The sequence below is a fragment of the Prevotella merdae genome (assembly GCF_900290275.1).
GTDB classification, from domain to species: Bacteria; Bacteroidota; Bacteroidia; order Bacteroidales; family Bacteroidaceae; genus Prevotella; species Prevotella merdae.
Genome location: NZ_LT985323.1, coordinates 1,375,084 through 1,396,169, shown reverse-complemented (window position 1 = coordinate 1,396,169; position 21,086 = coordinate 1,375,084). Strand labels below are relative to the sequence as shown.

Annotated in this window: 13 protein-coding genes; 9 read left to right on the top strand and 4 right to left on the bottom strand. The window is 48.0% G+C overall.

Features of this window, described 5'->3' with window-relative positions:
• Window positions 1-42 precede the first annotated feature (42 nt).
• The 3 genes from C9991_RS05570 to dnaE all read right to left on the bottom strand — a co-directional run bounded on the left by C9991_RS05570 (window position 43) and on the right by dnaE (window position 6,456).
• Window positions 43-1,314: a dicarboxylate/amino acid:cation symporter gene (locus C9991_RS05570; RefSeq protein ID WP_106811571.1), complete on the bottom strand. Its 1,272-nt coding sequence runs from the start codon at window positions 1,312-1,314 to the stop codon at window positions 43-45.
• Window positions 1,315-2,271: 957 nt separating this feature from the next.
• The gene (gene trxA, locus C9991_RS05565) at window positions 2,272-2,586 is read right to left on the bottom strand and encodes a thioredoxin (RefSeq protein ID WP_106811570.1); all 315 of its coding nucleotides are present in this window, start codon (window positions 2,584-2,586) and stop codon (window positions 2,272-2,274) included.
• Between the two features lie 129 nt (window positions 2,587-2,715).
• Window positions 2,716-6,456 carry a DNA polymerase III subunit alpha gene (gene dnaE / locus C9991_RS05560; protein ID WP_106811569.1) on the bottom strand — a complete coding sequence of 1,247 codons (3,741 nt, stop codon included), beginning with the start codon at window positions 6,454-6,456 and terminating at the stop codon, window positions 2,716-2,718.
• 269 nt (window positions 6,457-6,725) lie between these two features.
• On the opposite strand from dnaE, the gene C9991_RS05555 reads away from it, so the two are divergent.
• The 9 genes from C9991_RS05555 (at window position 6,726) to C9991_RS05515 (ending at window position 19,333) form a co-directional block, all read left to right on the top strand.
• On the top strand, window positions 6,726-7,418 hold the full coding sequence (locus tag C9991_RS05555; protein WP_106811568.1) for a phosphatidylserine decarboxylase family protein: 693 nt from the start codon (window positions 6,726-6,728) through the stop codon (window positions 7,416-7,418).
• Between the two features lie 56 nt (window positions 7,419-7,474).
• Window positions 7,475-8,200, top strand: coding sequence for a CDP-diacylglycerol--serine O-phosphatidyltransferase (gene pssA / locus C9991_RS05550; protein ID WP_106811567.1), 726 nt, complete (start codon window positions 7,475-7,477; stop codon window positions 8,198-8,200).
• Window positions 8,201-8,280: 80 nt separating this feature from the next.
• Complete coding sequence (locus C9991_RS05545) at window positions 8,281-8,652, top strand: DUF4834 family protein (protein ID WP_106811566.1); 372 nt, start codon at window positions 8,281-8,283, stop codon at window positions 8,650-8,652.
• A gap of 311 nt (window positions 8,653-8,963) precedes the next feature.
• Window positions 8,964-11,885, top strand: a complete 2,922-nt coding sequence (locus tag C9991_RS05540; RefSeq protein ID WP_232823242.1) for a TonB-dependent receptor — start codon at window positions 8,964-8,966, stop codon at window positions 11,883-11,885.
• Window positions 11,886-11,934: 49 nt separating this feature from the next.
• Window positions 11,935-13,161, top strand: a complete 1,227-nt coding sequence (locus tag C9991_RS05535; protein WP_106811564.1) for a DUF4876 domain-containing protein — start codon at window positions 11,935-11,937, stop codon at window positions 13,159-13,161.
• Window positions 13,133-14,608, top strand: a complete 1,476-nt coding sequence (locus tag C9991_RS05530; RefSeq protein ID WP_157949371.1) for a DUF6850 family outer membrane beta-barrel protein — start codon at window positions 13,133-13,135, stop codon at window positions 14,606-14,608. Before C9991_RS05535 ends, C9991_RS05530 begins: the two co-directional genes overlap by 29 nt.
• 22 nt (window positions 14,609-14,630) lie before the next feature.
• Window positions 14,631-15,998 (top strand): hypothetical protein, encoded by a 1,368-nt coding sequence (locus C9991_RS05525; protein WP_157949370.1) that lies wholly within the window; start codon window positions 14,631-14,633, stop codon window positions 15,996-15,998.
• 58 nt (window positions 15,999-16,056) lie between these two features.
• A complete protein-coding gene (locus C9991_RS05520; protein ID WP_106811561.1) occupies window positions 16,057-18,885 on the top strand; it encodes a M16 family metallopeptidase in 2,829 nt (942 codons plus the stop codon).
• Window positions 18,886-18,907: 22 nt separating this feature from the next.
• Complete coding sequence (locus C9991_RS05515; RefSeq protein ID WP_106811560.1) at window positions 18,908-19,333, top strand: FMN-binding protein; 426 nt, start codon at window positions 18,908-18,910, stop codon at window positions 19,331-19,333.
• Window positions 19,334-19,438: 105 nt separating this feature from the next.
• On the opposite strand, the gene ltrA is transcribed toward C9991_RS05515, so the two are convergent.
• Window positions 19,439-20,845, bottom strand: a complete 1,407-nt coding sequence (gene ltrA / locus C9991_RS05510) for a group II intron reverse transcriptase/maturase (protein ID WP_106810824.1) — start codon at window positions 20,843-20,845, stop codon at window positions 19,439-19,441.
• Window positions 20,846-21,086: the final 241 nt, after the last annotated feature.

Sequence of the window (21,086 nt, the reverse complement as noted above, 5' to 3'; positions counted from 1 at the left end):
CCAAAACTTCCTTTAACTTCCATTTTGACTCCCTCTCTTTTATTATCCTCTCTTAAGGTCGTGGTCGGTCATTGCCGCAACACACGAGTCGGACCATACATTTTCGGCTGTTTCTATCATGTCAAGCACAGAGAAAACGGGTAGGATGATTCCTAATATTGCTATCGGGGCACCAATACCCGACATCAGAGATAGTGTAAGGAAATAGCAGCCCATTGGCACACCGGCATTGCCTATAGCAGCAATTACGGATATAAAGAGCCATACTATCATTGTGGAAAGCGATAAATCCACTCCCCCATTCTGCATAACAAACAATGAGGTTACGAAGATGAAGGCTGCACAGCCATTCATATTTATGGTAGTACAGATAGGAAGCACAAATCGCGCCACCTTTGAATCTACGCCCAGTCGTTCCTCAGCACTTTGTATTGTTACCGGCAATGTAGCTGCCGAGCTCTTGGTAAACAAAGCCATAAGCACAGCTGGCGTCATTGCGCGCATAACCTTTATTGGATTTAATCCACGAGCCACCAAGAACAATGGCAGCACAACAAAGAACTGCAACACATTGCCACCCAATATCACGGCTACATACTTGCCTATAGACGACACCACTACTCCTGTTGAAACCTCAGCCGACAATTGTGCTGCAAAGGCAAGAATGCCTAATGGCAAGGCGTGGATAAGCCAATGGATGAGCTTTGACACAAGGTCCTGCAGACCAGATAGTCCGCTCATCAGCGTGCGTTTGTTGTCGGTATCGGGCATCTTGGCAAGCGCTATGCCCACGGCAACGGCAATAAGAAGCACGGAGAGAACGTTGCCCTCGAAGAAGGGTCGCATAATGTTGTCGGGCACAATGCCCAACACATATTCGTAATAAGACGCGGCACCCTGTACCTCATGCGGTATAGCGTCGGCAGCCTTGCTGCTATGCACAAGTTCGGTAGGCAAGTTGCCAGGACTGATAATACGATAGAGCAACATGCCCACAGCCGAAGCAGCTATCGTTGTAAGCAGAGTATAGGTAATGGTACGGCGGAATATTCGGCCCGTGTCCTTACGTGTTCCGAATGTTGCAAGCGTAATAGTTACGGCCAAAGCAATAGTAGGCACGGCTATGAACTGGAACAAGCGTGTAAAGACTGTGGCTATAAAGTTGGCAGCCGTATTTATCCATTCGATGCCGAGCATACCAAGCACGCCACCAATGACAAGCGCTCCGAGCCACAGCCAAAAGTTCTGCGAGTCGGCACATGAGTGGGGTTTTACCTCCAGGTTGTCAACATTGTTTACTGTATTGTTATCCATATCTTTTTGGTTTATACGTTTTTGAGCGTAATATATACGTTTTCAGGCGTAATTGTTATAAATATTCTGTACTTCAATGCGAAGAGCTACAAAGATAGCGACTTTTTCTTTAAAAACAATGAAACATACTGAATTAGGTGACAAAATATTCGAAAAAATGCAGGCATATAGATGCAAGCTGCTTGTATATTAATATAAACCCCAGTACCAGTCAATATAAACTGCAGTACCAGTTATATAAAACTCCAGTACCAGTTATATGAAACTGCAGTACCAGTTATATGGTACTAAAAACGGTACTGGGCTAATTGGGATAGAAATATAAACAAAGTACATCCCGTATATAGCCTTCTATTGCACCACATTCGATATCTGGCACCAACCAAAACAGGTTCATCCAGAATTTGGAGTGATAGAATTGTAAATTGCAGTTTATCGGGGAGAGGCTCTTGTACTTGTATCTCCTTTGCTTGTAGTTCCCACAGAACGCACAGACCACACAGAAGCCTACGGGCTTAAAGTTTTGGAATCCACAGAGCGTATAGACGCTGCGCGTCATACGACAGAAGGCACAGAATTGATTGCTTGTGTAGCGTCGCCGAGGTTAAGCATGGTTCGCTGCCTATGGTGGCGCAAGCAATCATTTCTGTGGATTCTTGCATCGCGAAGCGTAGGCCATTCTGTGGATTCGAAAAGCTTAAGCCCCTAGGCTTCTGTGTGGTCTGTGCATTCTGTGGGAACTACATACAAAAGAACTACAAGTAAAATTATACGTTCATTATACGAGCTATAATTTATACGTCCATTACACCAACATCAAGATACCAACCTCCACGATAAACTCCAGCTTGTATCACTCCAAATATCGGATGAACCCAAAAACAATAATGGCGCAAACCTTTATGCTGATATGCAGCCTAATGGTTTGCGCCACTTATTATATTATAAGGTGTCAGCTTACAGCAGTTCGTCGAACTTTGCCTTGAGGTCGCCCTCTGTAATGGCACCTACATGCTTGCCTACGAGTTCGCCACCCTTAAAGAAGAGCAATGTAGGGATATTGCGTACACGATACTCTGCAGCTACATCGTCGTTCTCCTCAACGTCGCACTTACCTACAACTATCTTGCCGTCGTATTCCTCGGCAAGTTTCGACACGATAGGAGCTATCATGCGACAAGGACCACACCATGTTGCCCAAAGGTCTACCACCAATGGCAGAGAGCCATTCTTATACTGCTCGATGTTCTCGTTTGTGATTGTTACTTCCATTTTTCCTAAATTTTATTGGGTTTATTATTTATTGTTATATATATCGCTAATGATTTATCAATAATGCAAAGCTGATAATTTTTTAATATCAAAGTCTGTGCCAAATACTTGCAACAGCGCCTCCTGCTGTTAGTTAATTGCATAGCGCACACTTTGGTGCTCGCCTACTTGCTTGTCCATCTCGTCAAGGAATGTCAGTAGTTTCTTGTTGACATCCACCGCAACATTGCGACAGAACATCTCGATATTGGTGTTGTGCTCGATATCGTGAATGTTAAAGTAAAGCGGCACCTGCCCCGTATTGCTGCGCAACATCGTCTCGAGGTCGGTCATGCACGAGTCGGCAAACAAGGTAGAGTCGATGTATATGGTAAACTTGTCTATCGACTTGTCCTTTACATCGCTTAAGAACTCTATCTTCTTTATCACCAAATCATAGGCGTCGGGGTTGTTGCGGAAGCGTTGCTGACATTTTGCTGTGATGTAGACGGGATATTCCTCTTGCAACATACTCTGCCATTTTGTCCACTCCTCACCAAATAGAGCTATCTCGCCAGCGCCTTCAAAGTCTTCGATAGTGACAATACCGAAGGGTTTATTGGTCTTGGTCCAACGCGACGACACGGATGTAACGATGCCGCCAAACGATAGTTCCTCAAACTTAGACAGTTCTTTTTTGTCCATCTCGCGCCCTATTTGCGTACACTTAAGGTTGCACATATGGTTAAGCACTACGGCATAATCGTCAAGCGGATGCGCTGAAAGATAGATGCCTACAAGTTCGCGTTCCTTCTTAAGCAGTTCCATTGTGCTCCAAGGCTCAACTGTTGGTATTGGCGGAGTTGTTATCTCCACGCCCCCCATATCGCCAAATAGCGAGTTCTGCATAGACGACTGTTCCGACTGATATACCTGTCCGTATCTTAGAAGAGTTTCTACAAATGTGTCGCCCTTGGCATTAAGGCCGAAGTATTGCTCGCGGCGTATGCCAAACGAATCGAATCCACCACTAAGGGCTAACGACTCCATTGCCTTACGGTTAACGGCTGAAAGGTTGACACGCTGAACAAAGTCGAAGATGTCTTTATAAGGTCCATTCTTCTCGCGCTCGGCTATAATGTTGACAGCAGCAGCATCGCCCATGCCTTTGATAGCAGATAGGCCGAATCGCACCTCACCCTTCTTGTTGGCCGAGAACTTGCGCTGACTCTCGTTGACATCGGGTCCAAGACACGGAATACCCATAGACTGGCACTCAGACATTAGCTTTGTAATCTTCGTTATGTCGCTAATGCATCGGCTCATATTGCCCGCCATGAATTCGGCAGGATAATGTGCCTTGAGATAGGCTGTCTGGTATGCCACCCACGAATAGCATGTGGCGTGCGACTTGTTGAAAGCGTACGAAGCAAACTTCTCCCAGTCGGCCCATATCTTCTCAAGTATTTTCGGGTCGTGTCCATTCTTCTTTCCACCCTCAATGAATTTTGGCTTCATTGCATCAACAATGGCCTTCTTCTTCTTACCCATAGCCTTACGCAAAGCATCCGACTCGCCTCGGGTGAAGTTGGCAAGTTGTCGCGACAGAAGCATCACCTGCTCCTGGTACACAGTAATGCCATAGGTGTCCTTGAGGTATTTCTCCATGCAAGGGATGTCGTACTTAATCTCTTCCTTGCCATTCTTACGGGCAATGAACGAGGGGATGTAATCCATAGGTCCCGGACGATAAAGGGCGTTCATGGCTATAAGGTCCTCGAAGACAGTAGGCCTTAGTTCGCGCAGATACTTCTGCATACCAGCCGACTCAAACTGGAATGTACCTATTGTACGTCCCTCCTGATACAGCTTGTATGTAAGTTCGTCGTCGATAGGAATCGTGTCAAGGTCTAATGTGAAGCCTTGTGTCAGACGGATGTTCTCTACAGTCTCTTTCATGATAGAGAGAGTAGACAGTCCGAGGAAGTCCATCTTGATAAGACCAGTCTCCTCGATAACATGTCCGTCGTACTGAGTTGCAAGCAACTTGTGTCCTGGGTCGCTCTTGTCCTCGGCTGTAGATACAGGCACCCACTCGCTTATTGCATCGCGGCAAATAATAGTACCACACGCATGGATACCCGTACCACGCACGGTACCCTCAAGCATCTTGGCATATTTAATAGTATTTGCCAACAACGGGTTGGCACTTGCCTCGGCATCGCGCAATTCGGGTACACACTTGATGGCATTAGGAAGATTCATCTTCAGACCATCAGGTAGTTTGTCGGGGATTGCCTTACACAAACGGTTACTGATATCAAGCGGCAACTTCTCCACACGGGCTACGTCCTTAATGGAGTTCTTTGTAGCCATGGTACCATAAGTAATAATGTGTGCCACCTTATCGTGTCCGTACTTATCCTCTACCCATTCCAGCACCTTGCCACGTCCATCATCGTCGAAGTCGGTATCAATATCAGGAAGGGAGATACGGTCTGGGTTAAGGAAACGTTCGAACAGCAAGTCGTACTTAATAGGGTCTATCTTTGTAATACCAAGACAATAAGCCACTACCGAACCGGCAGCCGAACCACGTCCAGGTCCTACCATAACGCCAAGTTCATCACGTGCCGAGTTGATAAAGTCTTGCACAATAAGGAAGTAGCCTGGGAAACCCATGGTCTTCATAATATGCAACTCAAACTTTATACGCTCGTGCACCTCGTCGGTAAGCGGGTCGCCATAAAGTTTCTTTGCTCCATCGTAGGCAAGTTTGGCAAGATAGTCGGCCTCGAACTTTATTCTATACAGCTTGTCAAGTCCGCCAAGCTTCTTTATTTTCTTCTCGGCATCCTCGTGCGACATAATCTCGTTGCCATTCTCGTCGGTAGTAAACTCGCGGAACAATTGCTCTGGAGATATGCGCTTACGGGTTTCTTCCTCGGTGCCAAACTCCTCAGGAATGGGGAAGAACGGCATGATAGGTGCATGGTCGATGGAATAAAATTCCACCTTGTCCAATATCTCAAGAGTGTTGCTCAAGGCTTCGGGCACATCAGAGAAGATAGCGTTCATCTCCTCACGTGTCTTAAACCACTCTTGCTTTGAGTATAGCATACGGTTAGGATCGTCAAGATCCTTACCAGTAGCAAGACATAGAAGATGGTCGTGAGCCTCAGCATTTTCCTGGTCAACAAAGTGGCAGTCGTTGGTACATACAAGCTTTATGCCGTACTCATGCGCAAGACTGATAAGTTCCTTATTGGCTCGCTGCTGCAAAGGGAAGGTTTCGCGGTTGGCACGCTGATGAGGGTCTTTCACCTCATGTCGTTGAAGCTCCAGATAATAATCGTCGCCAAATACACGCTTATACCACTCCAAAGCCTCGCGTGCTCCAGCCATATCGCCCTTTAATATCTTTGAGGGAACCTCGCCTGCAATACAAGCCGAGCATACAATAAGGTCTTCATGATACTTCTCCAAGTCCTCACGGTCGGTACGTGGTCGCATATAATAGCCGTCTACCCAAGCACGCGAAACAAGCTTGATAAGATTCTTGTAGCCTTTATAGTTCTTGGCAAGAACTATGAGGTGATAGCCACCCATGTCGCCCTTCTCCTTAACGCGGTCTGACTTGCGGCGGTGTGCCACGTACATCTCGCATCCAAAGATAGGCTTGAAAGGTTCTTTGCCCTCATCCTTCAGCTTGCCGTTAATCTTATTGCAGTAGTTGTACAGCTCTTTTACGCCAAACATGTTGCCGTGATCGGTAATGGCCATACCGCGCATGCCGTTGGCCACAGCCTTGTCTACAATCTTCTGCACGGGCGATTGTCCGTCAAGAATGGAATAGTAGGTGTGAACGTGTAGATGAATAAAATCTTCCATGTAGTGCGAAAACTTCTTTTTTTTGTTTTGAAGTACAAAGATACAGAAAGTTATTGAAATATCTAACAATTTATAAGTTACAAGATATGAATATTGTGCGTAGCAGTGAAGAAACATTAAAAAATTTGTCATTTCCATAAAAAACAGCTATCTTTGCACAGATATCCCGTGTCTATGCAACACAAGTAAAAAATAAACTTGTTACCACGACACATAATTAAAGAATTAATACGAAAATCAAAACAAGCCTAACCCCACTAAATCAACAAATGATCAAAAGAATTAAGAAACTAAAGAAAATACGTCTTCACCGTGAAGGCACAGACACTCTCGTATATGGCTTCATCGCAATTGCTGCCATAGCCTTACTGCTTTGGCGCTTTTTGGACAACAAGGCTCCTTTCTGGTGCTTTACTGCCGTTATGGGTACTGTCTACTGCATTGTTATCAACTTCTTCCGCTGCCCTATCCGCTACTTTCCGCAAGAAGACACCGACAAGATTGTTGTTGCACCTGCCGATGGACGAGTTGTAGTAATTGAGGAAGTGGACGAGGATACTTACTTCCACGAGCGCCGTATTATGGTGAGCATCTTCATGAGCCTATTCAACGTACACGCCAATTGGTTCCCAGTTGACGGAAAGGTTAAGTTGGTGGCACACCACAACGGAAACTTCCACAAGGCTTGGTTGCCAAAGGCAAGCGAGGAGAACGAACATGCCGACGTGATAATAACAACACCCGAAGGCACAGACATTCTATGCAGACAGATAGCAGGTGCTGTGGCACGACGCATTGTAACATATGCCAAGGAAGGTGAAGAATGTTATATCGACGAGCATCTCGGATTTATCAAGTTCGGCTCACGTGTAGACGTGTACCTGCCATTAGGCACTGAGATATGCGTAAAAATGGGTCAAGCCACCACTGGCGACCAGACTGTTATAGCAAAGCTTAAGTAAAAGACACAGCCGAAACAGTAATAATATATTGTAACAAATAACACGAAATTCGAATTATGGCAAACTTAATAACTCGCAACATACCAAACACCCTCACCTGTTGCAATCTCATATCAGGATGCATAGCAACAGTCTTTGCACTTTGCGGAGACACAAAGCTTGCACTATTATGGATTGTTATGGGCGCCGTATTCGACTTCTTCGACGGCATGAGCGCACGTCTCTTTAGTGTTAGCTCGCCTATCGGTAAGGAGCTTGACTCTCTTGCCGACGACGTAACCTTTGGTGTTGCGCCGGCAGCAATTGTTTTCAACCAACTATCCATATTAGAGTATCCATCGGTACTTGCACCCGTAAGCGCATATGTGCCCTACTTTGCCTTCGTAATGGCGGCATTCTCGGCAATACGCCTTGCCAAGTTTAACCTTGACACCAGACAGACTACCTCGTTCATTGGACTGCCTACTCCTGCCAACGCACTCTTTTGGGGTTCGCTGCTTGTATCGCAGAGCGATTTTATTGAATCGTCTCCGCTAATGATCCCAGCCTTATTGGTTATGGTTTGCATCAGCAGTTGGCTTATGGTATCAGAGATTCCGATGTTCGCCCTAAAGTTTAAGCAATGGGGATGGAAGGGCAACGAGCTACGCTACTCGTTCATCATGTTCTCTGTACTAATGATAGTATGGCTGGGGTTACTTGAGAGTTTTTGGGTAATCATAGCTTGGTATTTCATCATCTCTTGCATTGACGACTTGATTGTCGCAAGCAAGAAAAAATAAAAAATGGCATAGTGTTTGTCCATATAAACATAGCAAGCAATTATCAACCATTTAAAGAAACAACTAAGGCAAAATATGTTATGGCTATATTCGGACTACTCTTAAAATCAATATTCCTCGTAGCTCTGCTCGTGGCAGTATTCATCATTGGCGTAATGGTATATATGTATATGCGCGTCAAGCAAATGGCTCGCCACTTTACGGCACAAGGCAAAGCTGCCAACGGGGCTTCGGCTGGCAGACGTACGACATCTGCTGGCAATGGTTCGGCATGGAGCAATTCATCATCAACCAACAACAGCCGTACAAACAGCAGTTCAAGAACTACAACAGACAGTTCGCAAACATCCGACGTCTATGAAGAACTCTACGACGAGCGCCCTACACAACAGGCAAACCGCAAGATATTCGGCAAGGACGAGGGCGACTATGTAGACTTTGAAGAGGTTTAATTGTTTATTTTTATCTGCCATCTGCAACCTTTATCAAGAAAGCGTTGTAATGTGTGCTGATATATATATAAATGATTGCAGGGTTGCAAATGAGGCTGTATATAGCGCTTCATTTGCAACCTTTTTTTTTTATTCCTTGGGGTCGTACAATTTATGGTTTTACGGATATGTATCTACAACAAAATACCTACATTTCGGTATTGCGAAAAGCACAAAACTATGATACCTTTGTTCATTGAAATACAACGAGTTATATTGTTAAACCGACAAGTTGTCAAGCAATGAGGAATGCAATAACATTATTACTTTTTTTGATAATATCGGCAGCAGCAACGGCCAACGACGGACGATTCAGAGTATCAGGACGTGTACTCGACGACCACACTACGCAACCACTTTCGTACGCCATTGTTAAGGTATTAAATCTTGAGCTGTGGGCAACAACCGATGCCAACGGCATATTCTGCATTGAGAATGTGCCCCAAGGACCAACCGCTATTGAGGTAAGGACTTTGGGATATATCACCAGAACCTTACAATTCAACCTTAACCACAACACCGACCTTAAGAATATCCGACTTAAAGAAGAGAATCTTAGTATTCCAGGCGTAGAGGTTACAGCACGCAAGAGATCGACAATAGGAACCACAACCTATTCTATCGACCGTACAACACTCGACCACTCGCAGGCCCTATCGCTTAACGACATTATGTCGCTGTTGCCTGGCGGACAGACCGTAAATTCAACACTTATGGACGACTCGCGTATGGCACTGCGCTCAAATTCGGGCGAAAGAGGCAACGCTGCATTCGGCACAGCTATCGAGATAGATGGGGTGCGCCTTAACAACAACGCAAGCATGAGCGAGACACAGTCGGCTTCAACCCGCAACATATCCACATCCAACATCGAAAGCATTGAGGTGATAGCCGGAATACCCGGTGTTGAGTATGGCGACATTAGCAACGGCGTGGTTAAGGTCAATACCCGCCGCGGACATACACCATGGATTGTGGAGGCAGTCACTAATCCGTACACACGTCAGGTGGCGCTTAGCAAGGGCTTGGCATTGGGACACAACGCAGGAACGCTGAACTTCTCGGTTGAGCACGCACGCTCCTTCACCGATATTACATCGCCACATACCGCTTATAGCCGCAACATCATGTCGGCTACCTACAATAAGGTATTCAGGCTAAAAGGCTCGAGCCTTAACCTTACCGCAGGGATTACGGGCAACATCGGTGGCTACAACTCAAAGGCAGACCCCGACGCTTTCCGCGACACCTACCAGCGCCAACGCGACAATCAGCTACGTGCCAATATACAAATAGACTGGCAGTGCAACACCCGACGCTCAGGAATATTCAATGTGGCTCTACAGGCTGCCTTCTCAACTGCAGACAGACGCTCAGAAAACTATACCAACACATCATCCTCTTCTACCCAAGCCTACCTACATACCCTTAGCGACGGCTATGCCATAGCCAAGGACTATGCCGACGGCATGGGCACGGGCAGCATAATACTTGGTCCGACTGGCTATTGGTATGTGCGCTCCTTCAACGACCAAAAGCCGCAGACCCTGCAACTTAAGCTTAAAGGCGAGTGGACACGGCGCATATTTGGAGCGGCAAACAAGCTTACATTGGGAGCCGAGTTCAACTCAACCCGCAATAACGGACAAGGTACATATTACGACGATATGCGCCTGGCTCCCACATGGCGACCTTACGACTACAGCTCCCTTCCCACAATGCACAACCTTGCTGTATTTCTTGAGGAACGGCTTACGGTAGGTCCACTGATGATTGTTGGTGGACTGCGCGACGACATCACAATGATAAGCGGCTCCTCATACGGCACCGCAGCGAGCCTGTCGCCACGGTTCAACATACGCTATAATATAATAAAAGGTAGAAAGGCGTCGCTCACGGCACATGCTGGATATGGCAAAAGCGTCAAGCTGCCTTCGTTCCAGGTGCTTTATCCAGCCGACACATATACCGACCGACTTGTGTTTACCCCTGGCTCCACTGCCGACGGCAAGGCATACTACGCCTACTACACCAATGTGCAACGTGCCATATACAATGACCGCCTTAAGTGGCAACACTCCAATCAGGTTGAGGCAGGCTTGGATGCAAGCATCGGCAAGACACGATTAAGCGTTTCGGCATTCTGGAGCCGCACGTACAATCCATACCAAACTTTGAACGTGTATACTCCTTTTGCCTACAACCAAACGTCGCAATCGGCTCTTGAGGGATGTGGTATTGCCGTCGCCGACCGCATATATAACGTCAACCCTATAACTGGAGTGGTAAGCGTAACGTCAGCCACCAACGGCAATACCGTTACTCTGCCCTATTCCACCCGTCATACGTACACCGCAAACCGACAGTATGTAAACGGATCGCCTGTGACACGATACGGATTGGAATGGGTAGCAGAGATGCCTATCATAAGCAACAGACACACTTTTGGACTGTCGCTGCGCCTTGACGGCAAATACTACCACTACCGCGGCATAGACAACACGCTTATAGCAGGCAGTCCCAACGGCATCGGCGACCAAGCCGAAGGCTCGAATGTACAACCACTGATAGGCTATTACGTTGGCAGCAACGTTACATCAGCATCCACAGCAAGCACACCTTCAGTAAGCAATGGCATACTGGACAAGGGATGCAGCCTCAACACCACCCTTACTGCTCGCATACCACGACTGCGACTAATAATGACTATGCGACTTGAGGCTACCTTGCTAAACTACCGACGCAACCTGTCGAGCAACCGCACAACCATTGCCCTTAATGAGGCTGGCGACATTACCGGTACAAAATACACGGGGCAGACCGACCATTATGTGGCTGTGTATCCCGAGTACTACTCTACATGGGACAATCCGTCGGAACGTATACCGTTTGCCGAGGCTCTGATGGCAGCCAAAGACAGCGACCCAAACCTGTACCGCCAACTGAGCAACTTGATAGTAAGAAGCAATACAGCCTACTACTTCAACCCGCAGGATGTGTCGGCATACTACTCTGCCAACTTCTCTGTAACCAAGGAGATTGGCCGCTGGGTTAGTCTGTCGTTCTATGCCAACAACTTCCTCAACAATATGGCATCCGTACGCAATTCGCAAACCGGACTAAAGACGTCGCTGTTCGACAGCGGATACATTCCAAGGTTCTACTACGGAGCGTCGGTAAGAGTGAAGCTGTAGGCTGCTGTAGATAATGATTCAGAATTTATCTGTTTAATATAATGATAATATGAACAATACAATAAAATATCCATTCGTACTTCTGCTTATGGTGCTAACCCTCTTGGCATCATGCAGCTACGACGAGCATATAGACACCTACAACGTAGAGGTGCGGCTTAGCCAAAGCGTTGACGATGTTGCGGTGAAGATTACCAATGGCATTGGCAGTACCTTCGAGGCATCGACCGATGCCGATGGCATAGCTCGCTTCACGCTGCCGGCAGGCATATATAGCATAAGCGCGTCGAAGGTAAGCGACGACGAATACTTCCGCCATGTGTGCAACGGTGCGGTGTCCGATGTAACCATAGGCAGCACCAACACCTCTATTGAGCTACTTGTAAGCGTCACCACTTTGCAGAAGGCCAACCCTATCCTTATAAAAGAACTGTATAACGGAGGTTGTCAGAAGGACGACGGCTCCGGCAAGTTTGCCATAGACAAGTGCATCATATTGTACAACAACTCGTCCGAGACTGTATCGCTCGACAACGTTGGCTTCGGTATAGTCGAGCCATACAATGCCGAGGCCAACACCCACTCATTCCTCAATGGAGGCAAGCTCGACTATGCCGACAGCAACTGGATTCCAGCACTCAACGGCATCTGGTATTTCCAGCAAGGTTGCACTATCGCACCCTACACCGAGCTTGTGGTAAACGTGCATGGCGCCATTGACAACACAACTACCTACAGCAACTCCATAAACTATGCCAACGCAGCCTACTACTGTATGTACGACGTTGAGGCTACAAGCAGCGATGGTGGCAAGTACAACAACACCCTGTATTATCCATCGCCAGCCGACGTTATCTCCACAGAACACTATCTCAAGGCGGTGAAGTATGGCAAGGGCAATGCTTGGGCTATGAGTCAGACTTCTCCAGCAGTGATAATGTTCCGCACCGAAGGCGTCACTCCAAAGCAATTCGGCGAGAACCCAGACAACATTATATACCCAACGGGCAAGGAGGGCAACATCGTGTATGCCTGTCTTAAGATGCCGCGCAGTTGGGTTATAGATGCAGTGGAGGTGTACAACGCCACTGCTCTTGCCAACTGCAAGAAACGCATAACGTCCGATCTTGATACCGGCTATGCCACCCTAACCGGAGGCTACGGCCACTCTTTAATAAGAAAGGTGGAAAAGACCGTTGACGGGCATGCCATATATCAAGACACTAACAATTCAACGAACGATTTTTATGAGGCCAATTATTGTTCTCTTCGTTAGTATGCTATGCCTACCGGCTATGGCACAACGCGACTTCAAGCTTACCGAGCAGCGCAACGTATGGCTTGCATCCGGCAATGCCGCTGCACTTACTACCTTCGGCGACAGCACCATATCGCAAGCCACCCTCGCCTATCGGCACGACGGAGGCAAGTTGCATACCATGTCGGAGGGCAAGAGAGAGGATGCCTACAGTGCCGATGTGCGCTCGTACTATAGACTGTCTGCCAAGGTCGTGGCTTATGGCAGCGCCACATACAACAGGCGTTATATGTCGGGCGCAGCCGGAAGTATGCTTATGCCAACACTTAAGCTTATGCCGTTCGACCTCGTAGAAGACACATACAGCAATGCCGGTGATAAGAGTATGGAGACATTCGGCATTGATGGAGCTGTAGGTTGGAATATATGGCGCAATCTGGCGATTGGTGCACATATCGACTACACAGCCGGAACATACGCCAAGCAACGAGACCTACGCCACAGCAACACGCTTATGGATATGCACACAAGTCTGAATGCCTTCATGTCACTGCCACACAACAGTGGCATTGGCATAGGGATGGTGTACAGCCGCCGCACAGAGTCGATGATGTTTAAGACCTACGGCACCACCGACCAGATATACTACACGCTTATTGACTATGCCAACAATCATGGCGAACGCGAGACCTTCGGCACAGAGGGATTCACAGACAGCAAGAACAAGTTGCCGCTGCTGTCCGAACACATTGGCGTTAGCGCCCAAGCAAAATGCAACCGCATCTTTGCCGACATAGCATATACCCACCTCAACGGCTACTATGGACGTAAGTCGCAATACAGCGCATCGCACGAGCAGCACCATGGCGACAACCTCGCATTGCATCTGCGCTACGACATTATACAAAGGGCTGAGCGTCTGGTATGGATTGACCTAAGCATGACCACAGAGCGTCTTACATCCGAACGCGAGAACTATCGACGTACAACAGCCACCAACGGCACATCTGCCATATACTACGAATACTTCGAGCCTACAAAGATGGCAGACAAGGCTCAGACATACGGCTCGGCGGCGCTCAACGCCTACTGGAAGCCATCGGGCAATATATACCTGTGGCACATCACGGGAGGCACCTACTACTGGACACGCCGCCAAACTGCCTACGTATACCCAGATATATACACCGCCTCGCACCACATCATAGCCCCGTTTGTCAGCGCCAGGCGCAGCCTTGCCACACGAGGCGGATCGTTATGGTCGGCAGAGGCAGGAGGCACAGCCACAATGGGCAGCTACAGACAAGCGGCAGCCCACGCTGCCATTACCTACGAGATGCCCGTAAGAGGCACGTCCATACGTCCGTCCTTATCTCTGAGGTACAACTTCCGCCAAGCCACCAACGGCGACAACAAAGGACAGACACGCAACACGCTATCCATAACGGCAGCGGCAACATTCTAAAAACAACTATAAAAATAAGAATATGAAGAAAATCTTTACACTCATCTTCGCTTGCGTAGCAACGATGACAGTTATGGCACAGAGCGATGGCTCTACAGTATCTAACAGCTGGGGACTTAAAGGTTCGGGTACACAAGGCGACCCTTACATCATCAGCACAGCAGCCGATTTCGAAGCAATGGCTAAGAATTGCAACGCCAACCACAAAGGAACCGGCGAGTACTTCAAGATGACTAACGACATAGACTTCGGCGGTTCGGCAGACAACCCCGTTCAGCTGCCTGCCATAGGCAAGGACGGCAACGCCCAAATTACCAAGATAGCCTACGGCTTCGACGGCACTTTCGACGGCTACGGCCATACCATCAGCGGCATCTACCACACCGAGAGCAGCAACAATGCAGCAGGCAAGTACAACGCCCTGTTTGGTTGTATCGACAAGAACGGTGTCGTTAGAAACATCGTCTTCGACGAGAACAACCACATCACAAGCTACAACTATGTTGGCACTATAGCCTCACTCAATATGGGTACTATACAAGACTGCACCAACAATGCCAACATCACAGCCACCAACTTTGCCGCCGGCGGTATATGCGGATTTATGGTCAACGGCTATGGCACAATAAAAGACTGTCATAACTACGGCAACGTTAAGGCTATGACCTATGCGTCGGGCATCTGCGGTGGATCGCAGTCGGGCAAGACCATCACCACCTACAACTATCTTATAGAGAGTAGCGCCAACAGCGGCAAGATATCTACAACCAACGGCTTAGGCTCGGCAGGTATTGCGGGTTCCTACTCGGGTGCCATAAAGTATTGCACCAACAACGGTAATGTAGACGACACAAAGGGAACATCCAAGTCGAAGCAGTACACAGCAGGCATCGTAAGCTGCGCCAGCTATGCTGTAGACATCGAAGGCTGTACCAACAGAGGCTCGACAAGCGGTGTGAAGAATGTTGGCGGCATCGTTGGCAACGTGATGAGGGGCGACGAGGCTGCCACTGTTATAAAGAATTGTCGCAACCAGGGCTCGGTTAGCGGACAAGACCTGTACGTTGCCGGCATCGCAGCCAACTCGGCACGTGCCGAGGGACTGGTGTCTGTAGAATCGTGCACCAACAATGGCGAGGTTACATCAACTGGCACTACCGAGTTTATTGGCAACCTTCGCGGCAACACCACCATCGCTCTTGGCGAGGGCAACATTATTGATGCCGGTCTTAAGGCGCTGCCTCTCGACCCTTCCACAGAAACAGGCATAAGCAACACTAATGTCAACAGCGGCAATACATCCAATGGCGTATTCTTGAGAAACGGACAGATTGTTATTGTAAAGAACAACAAGAAGTACACTGTCAGTGGCATTGAGATAGCCGAGTAATATAATACTGTTGAGAAATAAATATCAATTTCCCAACCATAACATTTAATATATATATATGAAACAAAGACGAATCTTCTCTCTTCTGATGTGCCTTGGCAGCTGCATGGCTGTATCGGCACAGACGTTGCCTCTCGACAGTTGCATACGCAAAGGTAAGCTCGCCAACGGGCTTACCTACTATATACGCCACAACGACCAAACTCCTGGGCAAGCCGACTTCTACATTGCACAGCGTGTAGGCTCCATACTCGAGCAACCCGAGCAGCGCGGACTGGCTCACTTCCTTGAGCACATGGCGTTCAACGGTACACGCAATTTTCCTGACGGCAATGGCGGCGAGCGCTCAGTACGCAACTGGTGCGAGCGCAACGGCATCAAGTTTGGTGCCGACCTCAATGCCTACACCTCCATCGACCAAACGGTATACAATATATCCAACGCTCCTGTGAGCAAGGATGGTGTAACAGACACCTGCCTCATTATACTGCACGACTGGGCAGGCTCGCTATTGCTTAAAGACAACGAGATAGACCAAGAGCGTGGCGTAATACGCGAGGAGTGGCGCACACGACGCTCGCGTATGGCGGCGCAGCGCATGATGGAGAATGCAATGCCCGTGATATACGCTGGTTCAAAGTATGCCGACTGTCTGCCTATGGGAAATATTCAAGTGGTAGATACATTCCATTACGACACTCTACGCGACTATTACCACAAGTGGTATCGTCCCGACCTACAGGGCATCATAGTTGTGGGCGACATCAATGTTGACGACATTGAAGCTAAAATCAAGAATCTCTTCGGTGCCGACACAGTACCAGCTAATGCGCCACAGCGCACCTACTACAGCGTGCCCGACAACAAGGAGATGATAGTATACACCCAAGCCGATAAGGAGCAGCCCACACTTAACCTCTCGCTCTATATGAAGCACGACGCCGAACCAAGAGAAACGAGAGCAACACGAGAGGCTTTTCTTGGCAGCTACAAGTCGAAGCTTGCCATGTTCATACTGCGCCAGCGCTTGGCACAGCTATCACACGAGGCACAGCCAAGGGTTATGTCGGCAAGTTGTCGAGCAGGAAGCTACTACGTTACAACCGAGAAGGATGCTTTTGCCCTTAACATAGGACTGATGCCCAACAATCCGCAGGCTGGCATCGACGCTGCCATAGAGATAGTGGAGAAGGCAAGACGCTACGGATTTACCGAGGCTGAGCTGGAACATGCCAAGGTTCAGCACACCGTAAGCATAGAGCACCGCTTGGACAACAAGAACAAGACACGCAACGCTGAATATGCCAAGAATATGGTGTCCAACTTCTGCAGTGACGAGCCTTGCATGAACATAGAATACGAGGCGGCACTTGAGGCTGAATTCTCCGCTACCGTTACACTCGACGACATCAACCAAACGATGAGAGAGATGGTGGACAACCAGAATCAGGTGTGCATCGTCTTCGGTCCTACACAGTACGACGACAAGCCATACACCATGCCATCTGCCAACGAGTTTAAGGCATGGATAGAGCACGCTCAGCAGCAGCAATACACCAACGACAACTCTGCAAAGCAGGTTGACCCTACATTCATGAAGAAGCTGCCAAAGAAGGGTAAGATTCTGTCGAAGCATGTTGCTGCCAATGGTTACACCGAATATGTACTGTCAAACGGCATCAAGGTGAGCGCACGACAGTCGGACATCGAGCCTAACCGCCTTACCATAAACATGTTCCGTTTGGGCGGACGCTCGCTCTATCCCGATTCTGACGCTCCTACCCTGCAATTTCTTGGCAGTGTGGTCAAGGAGAGCGGTGCTGCCGACTTCGACTTCCTTACTCTCGAAAAGAAGCGCCGTGGCAAGGCGTTGCGTGTGGTGCCGTACATCGACGCCGAAGAAGAGGGTGTAAAGGGTGTGTGCGTAGCATCCGACTTTAAGACATGGTTGCAGATAATGTACCTCTACCTCACCAATCCGCGAAAGGACAAGGCTATATTCCAGAATATGATTGCCAAGCAGCAGTCGATGTTGCGCAACCGTAATGCAAGCCCTAACGTTACCTACAACGACTCGTTGCGTGTAGCAATATATGGACAACGCAAGCGCACTCAACCTCTGACTGCCGACCGCTTGAACGAGGTAGACTTTGACCGCATATACCAAATCTACCACGAGCGCTTCAGCAATCTTGCTGGTATGAATCTAATAGTTACGGGCGACATTCGTGAGGACGACTTCGAAGATCTGCTATGCCAGTACGTGGCAAGCTTGCCAGGCAAGAAGAGCACCAACCTCGACTGCAAGCCTGGACCCCACATTCTCGACATTCAGCCCGGACAGATGACCAAGGTGTTCAGCAAACAGAAGGCTACACCATCGGCACAGACCAACATAGTATACTCTGCACCGATAGCCTACACTGCCGACACCGACCTTAAGCTCGACGTTCTGGCGCAGATAATGCGTAGTGTGTACACAGAAAAGGTGCGCGAGGAGAAGGGCGGAACATATGGTGTGAGCGTGGATGGACAGTTCTGGAAGTATCCTACAGACGGATGTTCGATGACGATAAGCTTCCGTTGCGACCCTAACAAGTACGACGAGCTGCTGCCTATTATCGACCAACAGCTGCAACTGATGGCTGCAGAGGGTCCTACCGAGGAACAATTAGAGACGATTAAGGAGTATGAGCGCAAGAACTATAACCGCGCCATACTAACAAACGGATGGTGGGAATATGTGCGCTATCACGAGCTACGAGAAGGCATCGACTTCGACAAAGACTATCTTAAGAAGGTGGACAGCCTTACCACTAATGACATACGCAATTTCTGCAAGCTGCTTACAGCACCGGGCAACCGTATACAGGTAACTATGAAATAATCCTAAAAAACAAAGTAAAAGAATGACAAAGAATATCTTTTCAATACATAAGTACATATCAAGAGGGGCGGCAACACTATTGCTGCTCCTCGCAACCATCGCCGTACATGCCGACAACGTGATGACACGACATGCCGACGGCACCTACATTGTTCGCACCAACACTATATGCAAGGCTCGCGGCTATCGCAAGGGCACACCTGTAGAGGTGCACATCAAGAACGGAAAGATACTAAAAGTGGTAGCTCTTAAGAACGAAGAAACTGTGCCTTACTTCGCCCGTGTCAAGCAGTTTCTGCTGCCACTATACAACAACCTCAAGATATCAAAGGCTAAGAAACTTGCCGAGCGCACCGAGGTAGATGGTTGCACAGGCGCCACATTCAGCACAAAAGCAGTGCAGAAGAACATAAAGGCTGCCATTGGATATTACGAGAAGAACAAGTAAAATGAAGAACAAGATCGAGTAGGAGGAAAACGAAGCAGTTTTCTTCCTACTTTCGTTTTCCGACCTCTCACACCACCGTACGTGCGGTTCCGCATACGGCGGTTCCTATTTTGGATACCATTCGAGATACGCCTCCATTAAAGTAGCATACCCTGCGGAGCGTAGTTTATTGTTATCTATCGCCCTTTTTAGAACAGGGCTGTCAGCTATTCGCCAATAGCCCTTGCGAGTGTTACCCCATTCGTATGCTTGGTATTTATTGATACCGCATCTAATGAGGTTTGCCACTTTTGTCTTGACTTTCTTCCAAGCTTTCCATATACACATGCGTATTCTACGTCTTAACCATTCGTCTGTTACAAGCAAGAGACGCTTCATATTGGCAAAGTGATAATAGCCGACCCAACCTCGTATGTATTCTTTCAGCTTCTGCTTTCTCTTGGCATATCCCCATCCATTGCTGCGGTTTGTCAGTTCTTTCAACCTTGACTTCATCTTGGCTTTGGACTTTGGGTGCACCGTGAGTTGGCATTCGCCTTTCATCACATAAAAGGAGTAGCCGAGGTATTTCACTCCGCGCACATACGACACTACGGTCTTTTCCTTGTTGACTTTGAGATATAGAGTATTCTCTATAAATCGGGTTATAGACTCCTTCACTCGCATTGCAGCCCTTTTGGACTTGCAGAATATCATCGAGTCATCGGCATAGCGCACAAAGGGGAGTTCTCTGCGTTCAAGTTCCTTGTCCAATTCGTTGAGCATTATGTTACTCAACAATGGACTTAGCGGACCGCCTTGGGGAGTTCCTTCCTCGCTCGCTTCAAACAAACCTTTGTTCATTACACCACTTCGGAGATATTTGTGTATAAGACTGACCACTCTGCCGTCTTTTATCGTACGGCTGAGGATTTCTATGAGTTTGCTATGGCTCACCGTGTCGAAGAAGCGTTCAAGGTCAAGGTCGACTACATATATGTAGCCTTCGTTGACTATCCTTCGCGCTCCTCGTAGTGCGTCATGGCATCCTCTTCTCGGACGGAAGCCGTAGCTCGTCTTGGAGAATTGGTTCTCATAGATGGGAGTCAATACTTGGTTGATGGCTTGTTGCACCAGACGGTCTACTACTGTAGGTATTCCCAACAGGCGCATCTTGCCATTGTCCTTGGGTATTTCTACCCTTTTTACTGGGTTCGGACGGTAAGAACCGTCCATCAAGGAACGGGTGAGTTCATCCTTATTGGTCAGGAGCCATGGGAACAATTGCTCGCACGACATCTTGTCGATACCACCACAGCCCTTGTTTCTCATAACTGCTTTGTATGCTCGATTGAGATTTGTGGGACTAAGAATTTGCTCGAAAAGGTGTTCCTTGTCGAATGGTACTTCCACGATGTTGTCTTCACACATCCACATGAAGGTCTGCACTCCCCCATACCATTCGGTTTCCGACCTATTTCTTTGGGGGCAGCCATTAACTTGGGATAATGTTTTCTGCATTCTTTCCTTCATAAGGTATGTTTCAATTACTATCGTTTAATTGTTAGGTTCAGCCCTTCGTGCAACGTTATCGATTGTTGCACTACTATGACGTCTGCTGACTTCTCACGGCAAGCTTTACTCCACTTCTTTCGTAAAAACAACTATTTGAAGCGTCCGTGAGACCTCCTCGGATAAGGGCGTTGTCTTTCCATCTTATACCTACTTCATTTACACCGACCGTTCCGAATAGCTATTGGGCTTTGGTTTGAAT

What these genes read in the sequence shown, in the direction of transcription:
- C9991_RS05570 (WP_106811571.1), bottom strand. Translation starts at nt 1,314, where the DNA reads ATGGATAACAATACAGTAAACAATGTTGACAACCTGGAGGTAAAACCC.
- trxA (WP_106811570.1), bottom strand. Translation starts at nt 2,586, where the DNA reads ATGGAAGTAACAATCACAAACGAGAACATCGAGCAGTATAAGAATGGC.
- dnaE (WP_106811569.1), bottom strand. Translation starts at nt 6,456, where the DNA reads ATGGAAGATTTTATTCATCTACACGTTCACACCTACTATTCCATTCTT.
- C9991_RS05555 (WP_106811568.1), top strand. Translation starts at nt 6,726, where the DNA reads ATGATCAAAAGAATTAAGAAACTAAAGAAAATACGTCTTCACCGTGAA.
- pssA (WP_106811567.1), top strand. Translation starts at nt 7,475, where the DNA reads ATGGCAAACTTAATAACTCGCAACATACCAAACACCCTCACCTGTTGC.
- C9991_RS05545 (WP_106811566.1), top strand. Translation starts at nt 8,281, where the DNA reads ATGGCTATATTCGGACTACTCTTAAAATCAATATTCCTCGTAGCTCTG.
- C9991_RS05535 (WP_106811564.1), top strand. Translation starts at nt 11,935, where the DNA reads ATGAACAATACAATAAAATATCCATTCGTACTTCTGCTTATGGTGCTA.
- C9991_RS05530 (WP_157949371.1), top strand. Translation starts at nt 13,133, where the DNA reads ATGAGGCCAATTATTGTTCTCTTCGTTAGTATGCTATGCCTACCGGCT.
- C9991_RS05525 (WP_157949370.1), top strand. Translation starts at nt 14,631, where the DNA reads ATGAAGAAAATCTTTACACTCATCTTCGCTTGCGTAGCAACGATGACA.
- C9991_RS05520 (WP_106811561.1), top strand. Translation starts at nt 16,057, where the DNA reads ATGAAACAAAGACGAATCTTCTCTCTTCTGATGTGCCTTGGCAGCTGC.
- C9991_RS05515 (WP_106811560.1), top strand. Translation starts at nt 18,908, where the DNA reads ATGACAAAGAATATCTTTTCAATACATAAGTACATATCAAGAGGGGCG.
- ltrA (WP_106810824.1), bottom strand. Translation starts at nt 20,845, where the DNA reads ATGAAGGAAAGAATGCAGAAAACATTATCCCAAGTTAATGGCTGCCCC.